Consider the following 14,070-nt stretch of genomic DNA (forward strand, 5'->3'; position numbering starts at 1 on the left):
AACGTCAAAGTTGCCTAAATCGATCCAATCGCTTAAACTTTTCTCATGGAAGAGAGAAGATATGAACTGACCTCCAGCGAGTGGAATCGAATCAAGAGAATGCTGCCGCCCGAACACCCGAAATCAGGTCAACGTGGACGCCCGGCAAAATACGATAACCGCAGGATCATCAATGGGATTCTGTGGCTTGCCAGAAGTGGAGCGCCATGGAGAGATCTTCCGGAGCGTTACGGCAAATGGCAGGCAGTTTACGCACGTTTCAGGCTGTGGAAACAGCGGGGAATATTCGAGGCGATCTTTGCCGCCCTAAGCGCTGATGCCGACATGGAAAATCTCTCTATCGACTCCACGTCCTGCAAAGTACATCAAAGTGCCAACGGGAGAGGGAAAACCCCGGAAGGGGGAAAAAAGGGGCTCAAGCGATTGGCATGTCCAGAGGCGGCAAGAATACGAAAATTCATGCGATAGTAGATGGTTTAGGCAATCCGCTGGCGCTCCTGCTCAGTCCCGGCAATGACCACGATTCCCGCCATGCCGTGTCCTTGCTCGGGCAAGCGGAAATCAGAGGGAGCAACGTCATCGGCGATAAGGCTTACGGTTCGCAAGCCATCAGAGAGTACATTACTTCTCGGGAGGGAAGTTACACTATCCCGCCGAAGAGCGATAATCCCGAACCGTGGTTTATAGATGAGCATGTTTACAAGGAACGACACTTGGTTGAATGTTTCTTTCAGAAAATCAAATGGTTCCGTAGAATTTTCACCCGCTATGACAAACTTGACGCTTCGTTTTTCGCTTTTGTTCTTGTCGCTGCCAGTGTTATTTTATTGAAATAATACAAGCTGAAATGTTTTTTAAACAAGCCCTAGCACAAAGAATATAATTTACAAAGAGAATGATTTCGATTAAAATCATTCGATAAAGTAATTACAGAAGAGGTAAAAAATGAACACGGAACAGCTCAAGACGTTTCTTTCTCTCGCGGAGACAAAGAATTTTTCACGTTCCGCCGAAGCGCTGATCATCTCTCAGTCTACGGTGAGCAAACGGATCGGCGAACTGGAAAAGGAAACGGGGCAGCCCTTGTTCTTGCGCGGTCGCGGCGGCGTCAGGCTGACCGGCGCGGGGCAGGCGCTTCGCGAGTACGCCGAACAGATCGTGAATCTGGAAGAAAAAGCCCTGGGGCAGATGAACCGTACCGGCCCGTATTCGGGGTATCTCATCCTGGGGAGCGCATACGCTTACTACGACATGTACCTTTGCAGGAATCTGCGGATCTTCGCAGAACGGCACCCCGACATTTCCGTGTGGGTAAAGTGCGGGCATACGGGCGCGCTCCTCAATGAGCTGAGGCGTGCTCTGCTCGACGTCGCGTTCACGCACCACCCGCTCCACAATCCCGATTACGTCTGCACATGCGTCGGCGAGGACGAACTCGTCCTCGTGACCGACGCGAAAAACACGGAGCACTGCGACGGCATTTCATACGCAAGCGTCAAAGAACTGCCGATGATAGATTCCAACTTTCTTTACGGAACGACGCAGCGCCGCCTTTTTCCCCCTTCCTGTCAATTCCAGTTGAGAGTGGATATCGCCTCCTGCGCCGTGCCGCTCCTGAAAGGCGGCGGCTGGTACGCCATTTTAGCCAGGAAGCACGTGGAGCCTCAACTCCAGTCCGGTCAGCTGCGCGTCATTCCGGTACGCGACGAAAAGATCCCCCCGGTTCAACACTATGTGGTTTACCGGAAAGAAAGCGGGCAGCAACCCGCCGTTCAAAAATTTCTTTCCGAACTCTGAACGAAGACACTCGTTTCGCGCCCAGCAAAAAGCGTCATCGACGGCAAGTATCGGGGACGAAGACGCCCCCGTCACGCTCTGCAAATAAAAAAACAGGAGGGTCGCGGCCGACATCAGCCATGACTCACCTGTTTTTTTTCATACATTTCGGATCGTTTTCTTCTCAGCGACGACGCGTGACGGCGGCGCTTTCGATCAATTTCTCCACCAGATCGGGCAGCGGCACGCCGGCGGCTTCCCAGAGCTTTGGGTACATGCTGATGGCCGTGAAGCCGGGGATGGTGTTGATCTCGTTGAAGACGACGCGGTCCGTGCCTTTTTCGAGGAAGAAGTCGGCGCGCGAAAGGCCGCGGCAGTCCATGGCGCGGAAGATCTTTTTCGCCATGGCGCGGATCTCTTCGCGCTTGCCTTCCGGCAGCGGAGGGTCGACGACGGTGCGCGAGGCGCTGCTGTTGTACTTGGCGTCGTAATCATAAAATTCGGCGCCGGCGAGGATCTCGCCCACGCCGCTGGCTTCGGCATCCCAGCCGCCGAGGAGCGCGCATTCCAGTTCGCGGCCGACGATGGTCTCTTCGGCGATCACTTTGCAGTCCTGAGCGGCGGCAGCCCGTAACGCGTCGACAAGCTGCGCGCGGCTCCCCGCCTTGGAGACGCCGCAGGACGAACCGGCGTTGGAGGGCTTGACGAAAACGGGATAGCTCAGTTCGGACTCGACGCGGCGCACGACGCCGTCCATGTCGTCCAGCTCCTCCCGCCGAAACGCAACGTAACGCGCCTGCGGGATGCCGCAGCGTTCCAGAACGGCTTTGGCCGTCGCTTTGTCCATCGTCGCGGCCGACGACAGCACGTCGCAGCCCACGTAAGGGATCTGCGCCAGTTCGGCGATGCCCTGCGGGCAGCCGTCTTCGCCGTACAGGCCGTGCAGGACGGGAAAAAGCACGTCGACGCGCTCAAGGGAAAAGCGCCCTCCGTCGCTGAGCAGAACGCTTTTCAGCGCCGCGTCGGGCAGCAGCGCCGCGCCTTTGCGGCTCTGACGCCACTCGCCCGAAACGATCTGATCGACCGACTCGACGTGGAGCCAACGCCCGTCCTTAGTGATGCCGATCAGAAGCAGGTCGTATTTTTCCCTGTCGATATTGCGGGCCACCGTCGCGCCCGAAACGCAGGACACTTCATGCTCCGACGACTGGCCGCCGAACAGCAGCGCCACTTTTTTCTTCGTTTCCATTTCGCACCTCGCTATCAATCGAGGACACGTTTCACAACGTGTCCTCGTTCTTTTTCTCTCAACTACTCGATCCGCTCGAAGTCGGCCGCGCCGTGCTTGCACAATGGGCACACATAATCGGGGGCAGTTCTTCGCCCTCGTACACGTAGCCGCAGATCTTGCAGCGCCAGCCTTTTCTCTTGCCCGCCTGCGGCCGGGGCTTGATGTTCTTGTGATAGAAGGCGTACGTCGCCGGCTCTTTGCCGGACATGATCTCTCCGCCCTTGATATCCGCGAGGAACAGCGAATGCGAACCCAGTTCCCACGCTTGCAGGACTTTTCCCGAGAACCAGGCGTTCACATGTTCGGTTGGGATCAAAATGCCGTTAGCCGTGCGAATGGTCTCAACGCCGGCAAACTTGTCGGCGTCGCGCCCGCTCTGGAAACCGAAGCGCTGAAACAGATCGAACGGCGCCGTGATATCGAGGATCGCCACGTTGAATCGCCCCGTGCGCGCGATCATATCGTGAGTGTAGTTCTGTTTGCAGACCGAGATGGTCACATGGGCGGGGGCTGCCGACACCTGCGTTACCGTGTTGATGATACAGCCGTTGTCCTTGCCGTTTTCCGCCGCGCTGAGCACAAACAAACCGTACGTCAGCTGATGCATAATTCGCGAATCCATAAAGAAACCCCTTCCTCTGCCCCGAATCCCGCGGCGCAAGAACGGATTCCGCGCCGCTCCCCTCTTCGCCGCGTCGGAAATAAAAACTCCGGCCCCCGCCGGACATTTCCTCAGCGGCCCCCTGCGCAAGCGTCGATTATTTTTCTTTTTGATTATACCATGCGCTTCGTCCCGTGTGAGGAAAGAGCGGAGAACGTTCAGCCCTCGGAATATTTTGCTCCTCCCATGAATTGAGCTTCATCGAGGCTGAAAAGAGTGTCGACGAACAGGTCGCGGAAATACGCAGGGCCGCGCCGCGCCGCGCACGTTCCGGCGGCAGCCTGCTCGCCGCTCAGCCCCACGACGGCGCAGACGGCGGCCGCCGCGCGCAGGGAATTTTCGACGGCGAACGCGGCGCCGAGCAGCGACGACAGCATGCAGCCCATACCCGTGACGCGGGCCATCATCGCATCGCCGTTGCCAACGCTGAACGTTCGGCGTCCGTCGGTGACCGCATCGACGGCGCCGGAAGCAACCGCTACGCAGCCGTACCGCCGCGCCAGCTGCACCGCAGTTTCGTGCGCAGACGCCGCGTCTTCCGAAGATGCGTCGACGCCCCTCGCCGTTCCCGTGTCGCCAAGCAGGGCTCGGATCTCCGCGCCGTTGCCCCGTACGCAGGCCACGGGAAATTCTTTCAGCAGCGCGATGCAGCTGCGGCGGCGGAGCGAAGAAGCGGCAACGCCGACCGGATCGACAATGATCGGATGCCCGCGCTCGGCGGCCTGCCGCGCCGCTTTTCCGATGGAATCCAGCTGCGCGATGGCCCCCATATTGACCACCAGCGCGTCGGCATGGCGCTGCACCTCTTCCACCTCATCGGGATGAGCGGCCATAAAGGGACGCGCGCCGGCGGCCAGCAGGACGTTGGCGCAGTCGTTCACGGTCACCGGGTTGGTGATGCAGTGGACGAGCGGACGGCGGCGGGAAATTCTCTCCCACACCGCCCACAGTTCAGCGGGAACCGCCATGCCGTTCTCCCGAAATATTCCGCTCAGCTTCGAGCAGCCCCAGCCTTTTCATGGCGACGGTGATCACGGCGCCGATCGCCGTGCCGCCGGCGGAACTGATCAGAAACGGCACGACGAAAGTCAGCAGCGCGGCTTTGTCGTTGCCCAACACAAAACGCGCCACGGGATAGGACAGCATCCCGCCGATCAGCCCCGTGCCGGCGATCTCCCCCAGCCAGGCGGCAGGAAGCCGCCGAACCAGCCGGTACAGAACGCCGGCCAGCAGCGCGCCGCACATGCTCCCGGGGAACGCGAGCGGCGTGCCGGCGCCGATGAGGTTGCGGATCAGACTGGCGATGAACGCCGCCGCCACATTCCACGCCGGCCCGAGAAAAACGGCGCCGAGAATGTTGGCGAGATGCTGCGCCGGCGCGCACTTGGCCCCGAAAACGGGAAAGGAAAAAAACGACCCCACCACGGCAAACGCGGCCAGAACGGCCGTAAACGCGATCTTTCTGACTCGTAAATTGTTCATGGATTCCTCCTAGAATAATGTAGTCGCACTTGTTGACAGATTATTGAACGGGACAATCTGCGATAATGTCAGCATGCAGTGTGAGCGTCGCCGTTTGTTTCCTTGGGGACATTTCCTCGTAAAGGAGAGTGGCGCCTCACCTCTTGCGGCAGTTCACGAATGAGCTGGATGTTGAGACCGAAGGTCTTCTCCGTCTGTCCAAGGAGGTTGTGAGCCGCAGGAAGCGTGAGAATTCACCTGCAAATACGTTGTGGTGAGGTGACTCATGTACTATCTTGGTATTGACATCGGGAAGAACAATCACGAAGCAGGGCTTATCAGGGAGGACGGCAGCCACGTCGGCAAGTCGCTGCGTTTCGCCAATGCTCGGGAGGGCTTTCAGCAGCTTCTGCTCTTTCTCGAACAGAGTCTTCCCGAGCGGGAGGCTTTCTGTATCGGCATGGAGGCGACCGGTCATTACTGGCTCGCGCTCTACTCCTTTCTGCGGGAGCAGGGTTTTGCTCTGCATGTGATCAACCCGATCCAATCCGACAGTCTGAGGAACTTCCACATCCGGAAGCAGAAAACGGATGCGGTCGACTGCTTTCTGGTGGCTGAGGTGATCCGTTTCGGCTCGTTCAGCGAAACTCATCTGGCTGATGAAGATATCATGGCGCTGCGCAATCTGGCCCGTTTCAGAGAGTCGCTCAAGGACTCCTGCGCCGACTACAAGCGACAGGTCGTCACCGTTCTGGATCAGGTGTTTCCGGAGTATGCTGCCTTGTTCTCCAACGTCTTTGGCGAGAGTTCAAAGGCATTTCTCAAGACGTACGGCACTCCGGAACAGGTGGTCGACGTGAACACGAAATCGCTGGCCGCTTTGCTCAGAAAAACCAGCCGGGGCCGGCACGGTACTGACAAAGCCCGTGAGCTCAAGTCTCTGGCGGCGCGTTCGGTCGGCCTGACTCTGTGTTCGGATGCCTTTGCCTTTCAAATCAGGATTCTCATCGAACAGATCGAATTCACGGAGAAGCAGATCGATGAGATCGACAAGAAGATCGCCCGGCAGCTGAGGAAGTTTAGCTCTGTCATCCTCACTGTCCCCGGCGTGGGGCCGGCGACGGGCGCCGTGATCCTCGGTGAGATCGGCGATATCAGTCGTTTCTCCAATCCCAAGAAACTCGTCGCCTTTGCCGGGATCGATCCGACTTCGTTTCAATCGGGGAACTATGTCGGCCAGCACAACCGCTTGTCCAAGAAAGGATCCCCCTACCTGAGACGAGCTGTCTGGATGTCGGCGCTGATAGCAGTCAGATGCGATCCTGTCTTCAAAGCGTTCTACGAAAAGAAGCGCGGTGAGGGGAAAGCGCATGGGACTGCATTGGGGGCTGTGTCGAGAAAACTGCTTTATACGATTTACGCTGTTCTGAAAGCCAACAAACCTTACGAGGTACGCCGCCAGGGCATAGAATGATCCTGTTCCCGCGGGGTTCCCTGCTCGTGTCGCTTCCGTGTGAGCTCGTTCGCGTGCTTGTTTTGTCTGAGTTCTGTCCAATATGCCGTTTTCAGGGGCGCTTTGGCTTTTTCACGCGGGCAACCGGCTAGAAATACTTCGGGCATGAGCTCGAATTTCCTACTTGACTTTTAATAGCTGGTCTCCTTGAAAACGTGCTCCCGAAAAAAACTTCCGCTCTCTTTCCTGTCCATCTGTCTGTACAGAGCCGACGCCGGCTCCGCTGCCGGTCCAGACGGTTTTCCGGCAAACAAAAAAGCGGCACCCTGTCGGACACCGCCATTACGTTCGTTCACGCATCTTACATCCCTCCGTTGGCATTATCCAATTCAGGTTCCGGGTCGAAGCTCAGCGCTTCCTCTCAGCCGTTTCCAGCTCCCCGCGTCAGATTATTCAATTGTGAAAACAGACGGCCGTTTCCGTCGGCTGCCGCAAAACTCCCCATCGCCCGCGAACGATACAAAATAACCCGGCTTGAAAGGCCGGGAGAAATACTCTGGTGGATCGTACAGGACTTGAACCTGTAACCCTCTGATTAAGAGTCAGATGCTCTGCCAGTTGAGCTAACGATCCATATTTAAAACTTATGAACTTGGTGCGAAGGAGGGGACTTGAACCCCTACGCCCGAAGGCACCAGATCCTAAGTCTGGCGCGTCTGCCAATTCCGCCACCCTCGCAACGCGCCTCGCACGACACGGGGAATTATAGCATCCCCGCGCCGGACGTGACAAGTGGATTTTCCGTCGGGAGCAAATGATCGTTTGAAGTCGAAATATTCAGCTATTTCAAGGTCGTAAACAAAGCAGATACTTTGAGAGAGCCGAGACATAACGCGGACAAGAGCGCTTTTTCCCGCGAGCGGGGACCTCGTGACGAGATTTGATACTGACGCCTTAAGAAACAGGACTCAGTGACAAAGAGCGCCGAGCGCCCCGAGGAAGGCCGTATGTCCGAGCGGCGGAGGTCTCTCCGGGCGCTTTTGATCGCAACATTTCAATCGAGAAACAATATTGGAACAAAACGACACGATTCGTCCCGTCTCTCGTCTTGTCCGCTTCATCGTCATCTGCGCCCACAAAAAACGCCGAAGCGCATAACGCGCACAGGGTACGCGAAAAACGCTTCGACGCCTTGGATTTACTGAGCTTGGTGGATCGTACAGGACTTGAACCTGTAACCCTCTGATTAAGAGTCAGATGCTCTGCCAGTTGAGCTAACGATCCATATGAATTGGGGTGGGTAAAGAGATTCGAACTCTCGACCTGAGGATCCACAATCCTCCGCTCTAACCAACTGAGCTACACCCACCATATTGCCTTGCGAACTGCGCGGATGAAAATGGCGCGCCGGACAGGATTCGAACCCGTGGCCCACGGCTTAGAAGGCCGTTGCTCTATCCAACTGAGCTACCGGCGCACGGTAATGGAGCGGAAAACGGGACTCGAACCCGCAACCCCCAGCTTGGAAGGCTAGTGCTCTACCAATTGAGCTATTTCCGCACAAACCTCATCCACTGGTCGGGGTGAAAGGATTCGAACCTTCGACCCCCTGCTCCCAAAGCAGGTGCGCTAACCAGACTGCGCTACACCCCGAATTGAGAGAATATGGTGGAGCTGAAGGGATTCGAACCCTCGACCTATTCGTTGCGAACGAATCGCGCTCCCAACTGCGCCACAGCCCCTCAGAACCAACAGGTTGCATTCTAGACTCAAAGGCTGTTCTTGTCAAGGGGGGATTTTTGAGATACTCTACCTGCGGCAGCGAGATTTTATTATTCAAGGAGAACTGAATCATGAACTACGGACCGGAACTTATCAGCGCGCTGGCGCCGGAGCTTCGGCGTTGCGTCGGTTGCCAGCTGCAGCGCATCGAAGCGGGAAGCGACTGGTGCGCTTTGACCTTCAAAAACGCCGGCTCGATTTTTTTCACGTGGAATCCGGAAACTTTCGGCATCTGCCGGATCGGCTCCGACGAGCTGCGCGACCTACGCAGCCAGAGCGTGAAGACGCCGTTCGCGATGGGGCTGCAGCGGCATCTCGGCGGCGGCTCGATGACGGACGTGAAATGCGTCCCCGGCGACCGCGTGCTGACGATGGAATTCCAGCGCTTCGTCGGCGGCGGCGTCAGCAGGGAACTGACGCTGATCCTGGAACTCACGGGCCGCATGAGCAACGCGCTCTTCACCGACGAGAACGGCGTCATCCTCGAAGCGGCCAAACACGTGTACCCGGAAGTGAACCGCTATCGTTCCATCGTCCCCGGCGCGCCCTACGCGCCGCCGCCGCCCATTCCGGGAGAGCTGCCCCGTCCCGGCATGAGCGACGCCGAACTGACGGCGTTCCTGAAAGCGCCGCGCGGCATCGGCCGGCCGCTGGCGAACGAACTGACGCGGCTTTGGCAAAACGGCTGCAAAGACATGGTCCGCGCGGCGCTGTTCGGCGAGCCGAAAATCTTTCAGCGCTTCGGCAAATATCTGACCGCCCTCGGCGCGGCGCTGCCGGGCGCCGAAGTTTACGACGGCGCTGGATTGGATTTCTGCCGCGCCTACATCGCCGGCGAGATCGAGCGCCGCGCGCTGAAAACCCTCGCCGCCAAAGCGCTGAAGATCCTCGAGCGCCAGCGCGGCCGGCGCGCCAAGCACGTCGGCGATCTGCTCAGCCAGATCCAAAAGGCCGAAAACTGCGACGTCTATCGGGCCGCCGGCGAAGTGCTCCTGCAAAATCTCGGCAAGGTCAGAGAACATCAGGACTTTGTCACGCTGAAATACTGGGACGCCGACGGAGAAAAAACCGTCGAGGTCAAGCTGAATCCCGCGCTCGACCTTCAGGGCAACGCAAAACTCTATTTCAAGAGATACCAGAAATTCCGCACCGACGTGGCCGTCGTCAGAGAGCGCGTCGCCGCGTTGCAAACGGAATTGAACGATCTCGCCGCGCTGGAAGCTAATTTGAAGCGCGTCGCCAGCGCGGAAAAACTGACGGAACTGTGCGAACAGATAGCCCAGCAATACGACGACGGCCGCAAAAAAGAAAAGGACGCCCGCGCCCGCAAAGCGAAAAAAACGTTGCCGCCCCATCTGCGCTTCGCTTTGGGCGACAGCCTGATCCTGGTGGGCATGAACGAGCGCGGCAACCGGTATGTCACGTTTCAGGAAGCAGCGCCCGACGACCTGTGGTTCCACGTGCACGAGTTCCCCGGCTCGCATGTGATCCTCAAGAATCCCCCCGCCGACGCGGCGGAGCGGGAACGCGCCGTGCGCGCCGCCGCGTCGTTGGCGCTGCGTTACAGCGAATGCGGCGACCGCAGTTCGGTCGTCGATTACGCCGAAAAGAAGCAGGTCCGCCACATCCAGGGCGGCGGCCCCGCCAACGTCACCTACAAGCGCCCCAGCACCGTCCTCGTCGGTCCCAACGACTGGAAAGAAATCATCGAACGCCGCTGACCGCGTTCAAACAAAAGACGTGCACAAAACGCAAAAGCTCGAAAAAAACGACACGGAAAAAGGCACGGCGATCTTCGGATCGCCGTGCCTTTTTCGCTCTTTTCGAATACGGCCCTATTCCCGCCGCAAACACCCTTACAGGCTCTTCGAGACAAAACTGTCGAAACCGTTGCCAAGGTGGCTGACGTCGCCCAGCAGTCCCACTTGGGGCGTTCCGTTCAAAAATTCGACGTAAGAGACGCTGCAGTTGGGGATCTTCAGCCGCCAGTAATGAGACAGCGGCACGCCGAGAAAATAACAGATCAGCGTCTTGAGCACGGCGTCGTGCGTGGCCAGCAGCGTGTCGCCGCGACAGTTCAGCGCCGTGCGCTTTAGCGCGGCGACGGCGCGATGCTGCACGTCTTCCAGCGATTCGCCGCCGGGGCCGGGCATCTTCACGCCGTCGGGGCTCGTGCGCCACCGCTCCAGCAGCGCCCCGTACCGGACCGACACCTCTTCGAACGTCAGCCCCTCCCACGCGCCGTGATTGATCTCCATAAATCCCGGGTCGCTCACGAGCTGCCCGCATTTCGCCGCCGCAAAGATTTTCTCCCCGGTGACGCGGGCGCGCGACAGCGGCGAGACGAATACCGCCTCCAGCGGAAAGCCGCGAAAACGTTCCGCGGCGCGGTCCGCCTGCGCCAATCCCGTCTCGTTCAACGGGATATCCATCTGCCCCTGAAAGCGCCCCTCGCGGTTCCATTTTGTCTCTCCGTGGCGCACCATGAAAAGTCTCATTTCAGCTCGGTCCTTTCCGTTCTTCGCAAACGCCGCGCGAACCGCGTTCGTTTTCTTCCCAGACAGGCCGGTGACGTGGAACGTCGTCGGCCTGATTTTTATTCGCCCGCTTTTTTGCGCCGGGTGAAAAAATAAACCGCCAGAATCACCGCCGCGCCGATCAGGTCGCTGATCGTGCCGGGGATCAACAGTCCCAGGCCGCCCGCGATCATCAGCAGCCGCCAATAGGATTCGATCGGCGCGTTGATGTAGCCGATCAGCCCCCCGCCGATGCCGAACAGGCCGACAAGCGCCGTGGCGATCATCGGCAGCGCTTCGAGGAACGTGCCGTCGATCATGATCAGCTTCGGGTCGAGCGCGAACATGTAGGGCACGAGGAAGGCCGCGATCGCCAGCTTCGAGGCGTTGACGCCCGTCCTGAACGGATTGCCCTTGGCGATGGCGGAACCGGCGTAGGCCGCCAGCGCCACCGGCGGCGTGATGTCGGCGATGATGCCGAAGTAGAAGCAGAACATGTGCGCCGCCAGCAACGGGATACCCAGATGGATGAGGATCGGCGCGGCCACCGTCGAGGTGATGATGTAGTTCGACGTGGTCGACACCCCCATGCCCAGCACCAGCGACGTGATCATCGCGCACATCAGGCCAAGGAAAACGTTGCCGCCCACGACCTGGAACATGCCGCCGCCGATCCGCTGCCCCAGCCCCGTCAGCGTCACCATGCCGACGATGATGCCCGCCGTCGCACAGGCTGTCGCCACGGAGACGATGTTGCGCGCCGCCAGCGGCAGCGCCTCGAGAATCTGCTTCGGCGAGACCCAGGTGCTCTTTTTCAAAAACGGCACCAACGCGGCGATCATGATGCCCCACAGCGCCGAGCGCGTGATCGTGAAACCCGACAGCATGAAGTAGATGATGGCGGCCAGCGGCAGCACCAAATGCCCCTTTTGCAGAAGCAGCGGCTTGGCGGGCGGCAGCTTTTCGCGCGGCAGCCCCTTCAGCCCCTTGCGGCGCGCCTCGAAGTCCACCATGATCCAGATGCCCGAAAAGTACAGCAGCGCCGGGATCAGCGCCACCAGCATCAGCTGCGAATAGGGGATCCCCACCGATTCGGCGATCAGGAACGCCGCCGACCCCATCACCGGCGGCATGATCTGCCCGCCCGTCGAAGCCGCCGCTTCGACCGCGCCGGCGAACTCCGGCTCGTAGCCCAGCGACTTCATCAGCGGGATCGTGAAGGAGCCCGTCGAGACGGTGTTCGCCACCGAAGAACCGGAGACCGTGCCCTGCAGCGCCGACGAAAGCACCGCCACCTTGGCCGGGCCGCCCACGGCCCAGCCGGCCAGCGCGTTGGCCAGGTCGATGAAGAATTGTCCGATCCCCGTCTTTTCGAGACAGGAACCGAAAAGGATGAACAGGAAAATGTACGTCGAGCACACGCCGATCGGGTTGCCGATCACGCCCTCCGTGGTGATGAAAAGATGCGTGATGATTCGCGGCAGCTGATAGCCGCGCTGCGCCAGAAACCCCGGCATCTGCACGGCGAAAAAGCCGCGCGCGCCCATCAGGCCGTACAGCATGAAGCACGAGGCGATGATCACGATCGGCGGGCCGACCACGCGCCAGCAGGCCAGCAGCACCAGAAAAACGCCCAGCCCCGCCATGACCGTGTCCAGCGTCGTATACTCGCCGGCGCGCAGCTGTAGCGCCTTGAAGTTGCCGATAAAATACATGATCACCGTCAGGAACGTCAGCGCAAAGATCACGTCCAGCGGATTGATCCTGCGGCGGCTCGACTTTTTCGTCGTCGGATAGATGATAAAGGCCAGACTGATGGCAAACCCCAGATGCCCGTAGCGCAAAATCTGCTGCGGCAACCTCCCGCTCAGCGAAGCGTAAAGCTGGAACAGCGCGAAACACGTCAGCACGACCGTCAGAAAGACTTTCATGCCGCCGGAAAAGATCCGATAGCGCGAATCGCGCTCCAATTCGGACAGATCGACGTTTTGCGGAACTTCGTTCAGTTTTTTTCGACTCAAAAAGCTCAAGCGCCGCCTCCCCTTTCAGGAAAAAACCGGACGGTCCGCAGCGATCGAACCGTCCGGCATCATGCCATGGAATCGCGGCCCCGCGGCCGCGCGCCGTTTACTTTCCGGGGACCTTCAGCCCTTTCTCCTCGTAGAAGCGGGCCGCGCCGGGATGGATGTTGCCGGGGATGCCGCGGAAAGCGCCTTCGAGCGACATGTATTCGCCCTTCTTGTTGAGCGCGCGGATCTCGTCGAGATGATCGTAGATCGCCACCGTCATCGCGTACACGTCGTCGTCGGAGATCTCGTTCAGTACCACCAGCATCGACATCACCGCCACCGAGGTGACGGGGTGGCCGAGATTGTACTGATCGTCGGGCGTCGTGAACGGCGCGTAGAACGGATACTTCTCCTGCAACAGCTTCAAATGCTCGTCGTCGATGGAGATCACTTCGATCTTGCCCATCAGCGACAGCTCCGTCACGTTGGCGTTGGGATAGCCCGAGCACATGAAGAACGCGTCGATCTGGTCGTCCTGAAGGGCGTTCTTGCCCTCCGACTGGCTCAGGAAGCGCTCGTCGATGTCGTCGTAGTTCATGCCGTAAATGCCGAGGATCTGGCGGGCCGCCACCTCGTATCCCGAGCCGACCGCGCCCACGCAGATGCGCTTGCCGCGCATGTCGGCCACGCTCTTGATGCCGCTGGCTTTGCTCGCCACGATCTGCACCATTTCGGGATAGCAGGCCGTGATCGCCGAGAAATTCGTCACCGCGCCGCTGGCGAACTGCTCCACGCCGTTCAGAGCGTAGCTGTTCACGTCCGTCTGCACCAGCGCCATCTCGTTTTCGCCCTTTTTGAGAAGGCGCACGTTCTCCACCGAGCCGCCCGTGGAACTGACGGTGATGTTGGCGCCGGTATGGCTGTTGATAACCTGCGCGAGCACGCTGCCGAAGGAATAGTAATTCCCCGTGGCGCTGCCCGTCCCCATCAGAAAGCTGCCGGAGATCTTGTGATCGGCCGCGAACGAAGCCGCGGCTCCCACAGTCAACGCCGCGCCGACGGCCAATGCTGTCCATGCGTTTCTTCTCATTTTTTCCTCCTTCAATAATAGCGAGGCTCCC

General features: G+C 59.2%; 11 protein-coding genes, 8 tRNA genes and 1 riboswitch. Of the genes, 4 read left to right on the plus strand and 15 right to left on the minus strand.

The window, feature by feature from the left end; genetic code table 11:
* Nucleotides 1–45: 45 nt before the first annotated feature.
* Both RAH42_RS09790 and RAH42_RS09795 read left to right on the plus strand, forming a co-directional pair.
* Nucleotides 46–836, plus strand: a protein-coding gene (locus RAH42_RS09790) for an IS5 family transposase (RefSeq protein ID WP_317539161.1) whose coding sequence is annotated in 2 segments (ribosomal slippage) — nt 46–414 and nt 417–836 — 789 coding nt in all. Because the reading frame shifts where the segments join, the coding sequence is not laid out codon by codon here.
* Nucleotides 837–945: 109 nt separating this feature from the next.
* On the plus strand, nt 946–1,797 hold the full coding sequence (locus tag RAH42_RS09795) for a LysR family transcriptional regulator (RefSeq protein ID WP_317539382.1): 852 nt from the start codon (nt 946–948) through the stop codon (nt 1,795–1,797).
* Nucleotides 1,798–1,960: 163 nt separating this feature from the next.
* On the opposite strand, the gene RAH42_RS09800 is transcribed toward RAH42_RS09795, so the two are convergent.
* From RAH42_RS09800 to thiW, 4 genes are all read right to left on the minus strand, one after another.
* The gene (locus RAH42_RS09800; RefSeq protein ID WP_317539383.1) at nt 1,961–3,025 is read right to left on the minus strand and encodes a D-alanine--D-alanine ligase family protein; all 1,065 of its coding nucleotides are present in this window, start codon (nt 3,023–3,025) and stop codon (nt 1,961–1,963) included.
* Nucleotides 3,026–3,083: 58 nt separating this feature from the next.
* Nucleotides 3,084–3,689, minus strand: a complete 606-nt coding sequence (locus RAH42_RS09805; RefSeq protein WP_317539384.1) for a flavin reductase — start codon at nt 3,687–3,689, stop codon at nt 3,084–3,086.
* A 197-nt stretch (nt 3,690–3,886) separates the two neighbouring features.
* Complete coding sequence (gene thiM / locus RAH42_RS09810) at nt 3,887–4,696, minus strand: hydroxyethylthiazole kinase (RefSeq protein WP_317539385.1); 810 nt, start codon at nt 4,694–4,696, stop codon at nt 3,887–3,889.
* Complete coding sequence (thiW, locus tag RAH42_RS09815) at nt 4,680–5,210, minus strand: energy coupling factor transporter S component ThiW (RefSeq protein ID WP_120372650.1); 531 nt, start codon at nt 5,208–5,210, stop codon at nt 4,680–4,682. The genes thiM and thiW overlap by 17 nt, the downstream gene beginning before the upstream one ends.
* Nucleotides 5,211–5,475: 265 nt before the next feature.
* Between thiW and RAH42_RS09820 the strand changes: the two genes are divergently transcribed.
* On the plus strand, nt 5,476–6,663 hold the full coding sequence (locus tag RAH42_RS09820; RefSeq protein WP_078017176.1) for an IS110 family transposase: 1,188 nt from the start codon (nt 5,476–5,478) through the stop codon (nt 6,661–6,663).
* A gap of 328 nt (nt 6,664–6,991) precedes the next feature.
* Nucleotides 6,992–7,094, minus strand: a riboswitch (TPP riboswitch).
* 105 nt (nt 7,095–7,199) lie between these two features.
* Here RAH42_RS09820 and RAH42_RS09825 read toward each other — a convergent pair.
* The 8 genes from RAH42_RS09825 to RAH42_RS09860 all read right to left on the minus strand — a co-directional run bounded on the left by RAH42_RS09825 (nt 7,200) and on the right by RAH42_RS09860 (nt 8,384).
* Nucleotides 7,200–7,275, minus strand: a tRNA-Lys gene (locus tag RAH42_RS09825).
* 20 nt (nt 7,276–7,295) lie between these two features.
* Nucleotides 7,296–7,380, minus strand: a tRNA-Leu gene (locus RAH42_RS09830).
* Between the two features lie 470 nt (nt 7,381–7,850).
* Nucleotides 7,851–7,926: transfer RNA gene (locus RAH42_RS09835), tRNA-Lys, on the minus strand.
* Nucleotides 7,927–7,934: 8 nt separating this feature from the next.
* Nucleotides 7,935–8,011, minus strand: a tRNA-His gene (locus RAH42_RS09840).
* A gap of 31 nt (nt 8,012–8,042) precedes the next feature.
* Nucleotides 8,043–8,119, minus strand: a tRNA-Arg gene (locus RAH42_RS09845).
* 7 nt (nt 8,120–8,126) lie between these two features.
* A tRNA-Gly gene (locus tag RAH42_RS09850) sits at nt 8,127–8,202 on the minus strand.
* A gap of 15 nt (nt 8,203–8,217) precedes the next feature.
* A tRNA-Pro gene (locus tag RAH42_RS09855) sits at nt 8,218–8,295 on the minus strand.
* Between the two features lie 13 nt (nt 8,296–8,308).
* Nucleotides 8,309–8,384, minus strand: a tRNA-Ala gene (locus RAH42_RS09860).
* 111 nt (nt 8,385–8,495) lie between these two features.
* Here RAH42_RS09860 and RAH42_RS09865 point away from each other — a divergent pair.
* Complete coding sequence (locus RAH42_RS09865; RefSeq protein ID WP_317539386.1) at nt 8,496–10,145, plus strand: NFACT family protein; 1,650 nt, start codon at nt 8,496–8,498, stop codon at nt 10,143–10,145.
* Nucleotides 10,146–10,280: 135 nt separating this feature from the next.
* Here RAH42_RS09865 and RAH42_RS09870 read toward each other — a convergent pair whose 3' ends face one another.
* From RAH42_RS09870 to RAH42_RS09880, 3 genes are all read right to left on the minus strand, one after another.
* Nucleotides 10,281–10,922 (minus strand): histidine phosphatase family protein, encoded by a 642-nt coding sequence (locus RAH42_RS09870; RefSeq protein WP_317539387.1) that lies wholly within the window; start codon nt 10,920–10,922, stop codon nt 10,281–10,283.
* Nucleotides 10,923–11,020: 98 nt separating this feature from the next.
* Nucleotides 11,021–12,961: a TRAP transporter permease gene (locus tag RAH42_RS09875; RefSeq protein ID WP_233543546.1), complete on the minus strand. Its 1,941-nt coding sequence runs from the start codon at nt 12,959–12,961 to the stop codon at nt 11,021–11,023.
* 106 nt (nt 12,962–13,067) lie between these two features.
* Complete coding sequence (locus RAH42_RS09880) at nt 13,068–14,039, minus strand: TAXI family TRAP transporter solute-binding subunit (protein WP_317539388.1); 972 nt, start codon at nt 14,037–14,039, stop codon at nt 13,068–13,070.
* Nucleotides 14,040–14,070 lie beyond the last annotated feature (31 nt).

It is taken from the genome of Pyramidobacter sp. YE332 (assembly GCF_033060595.1).
Lineage (GTDB): Bacteria > Synergistota > Synergistia > Synergistales > Dethiosulfovibrionaceae > Pyramidobacter.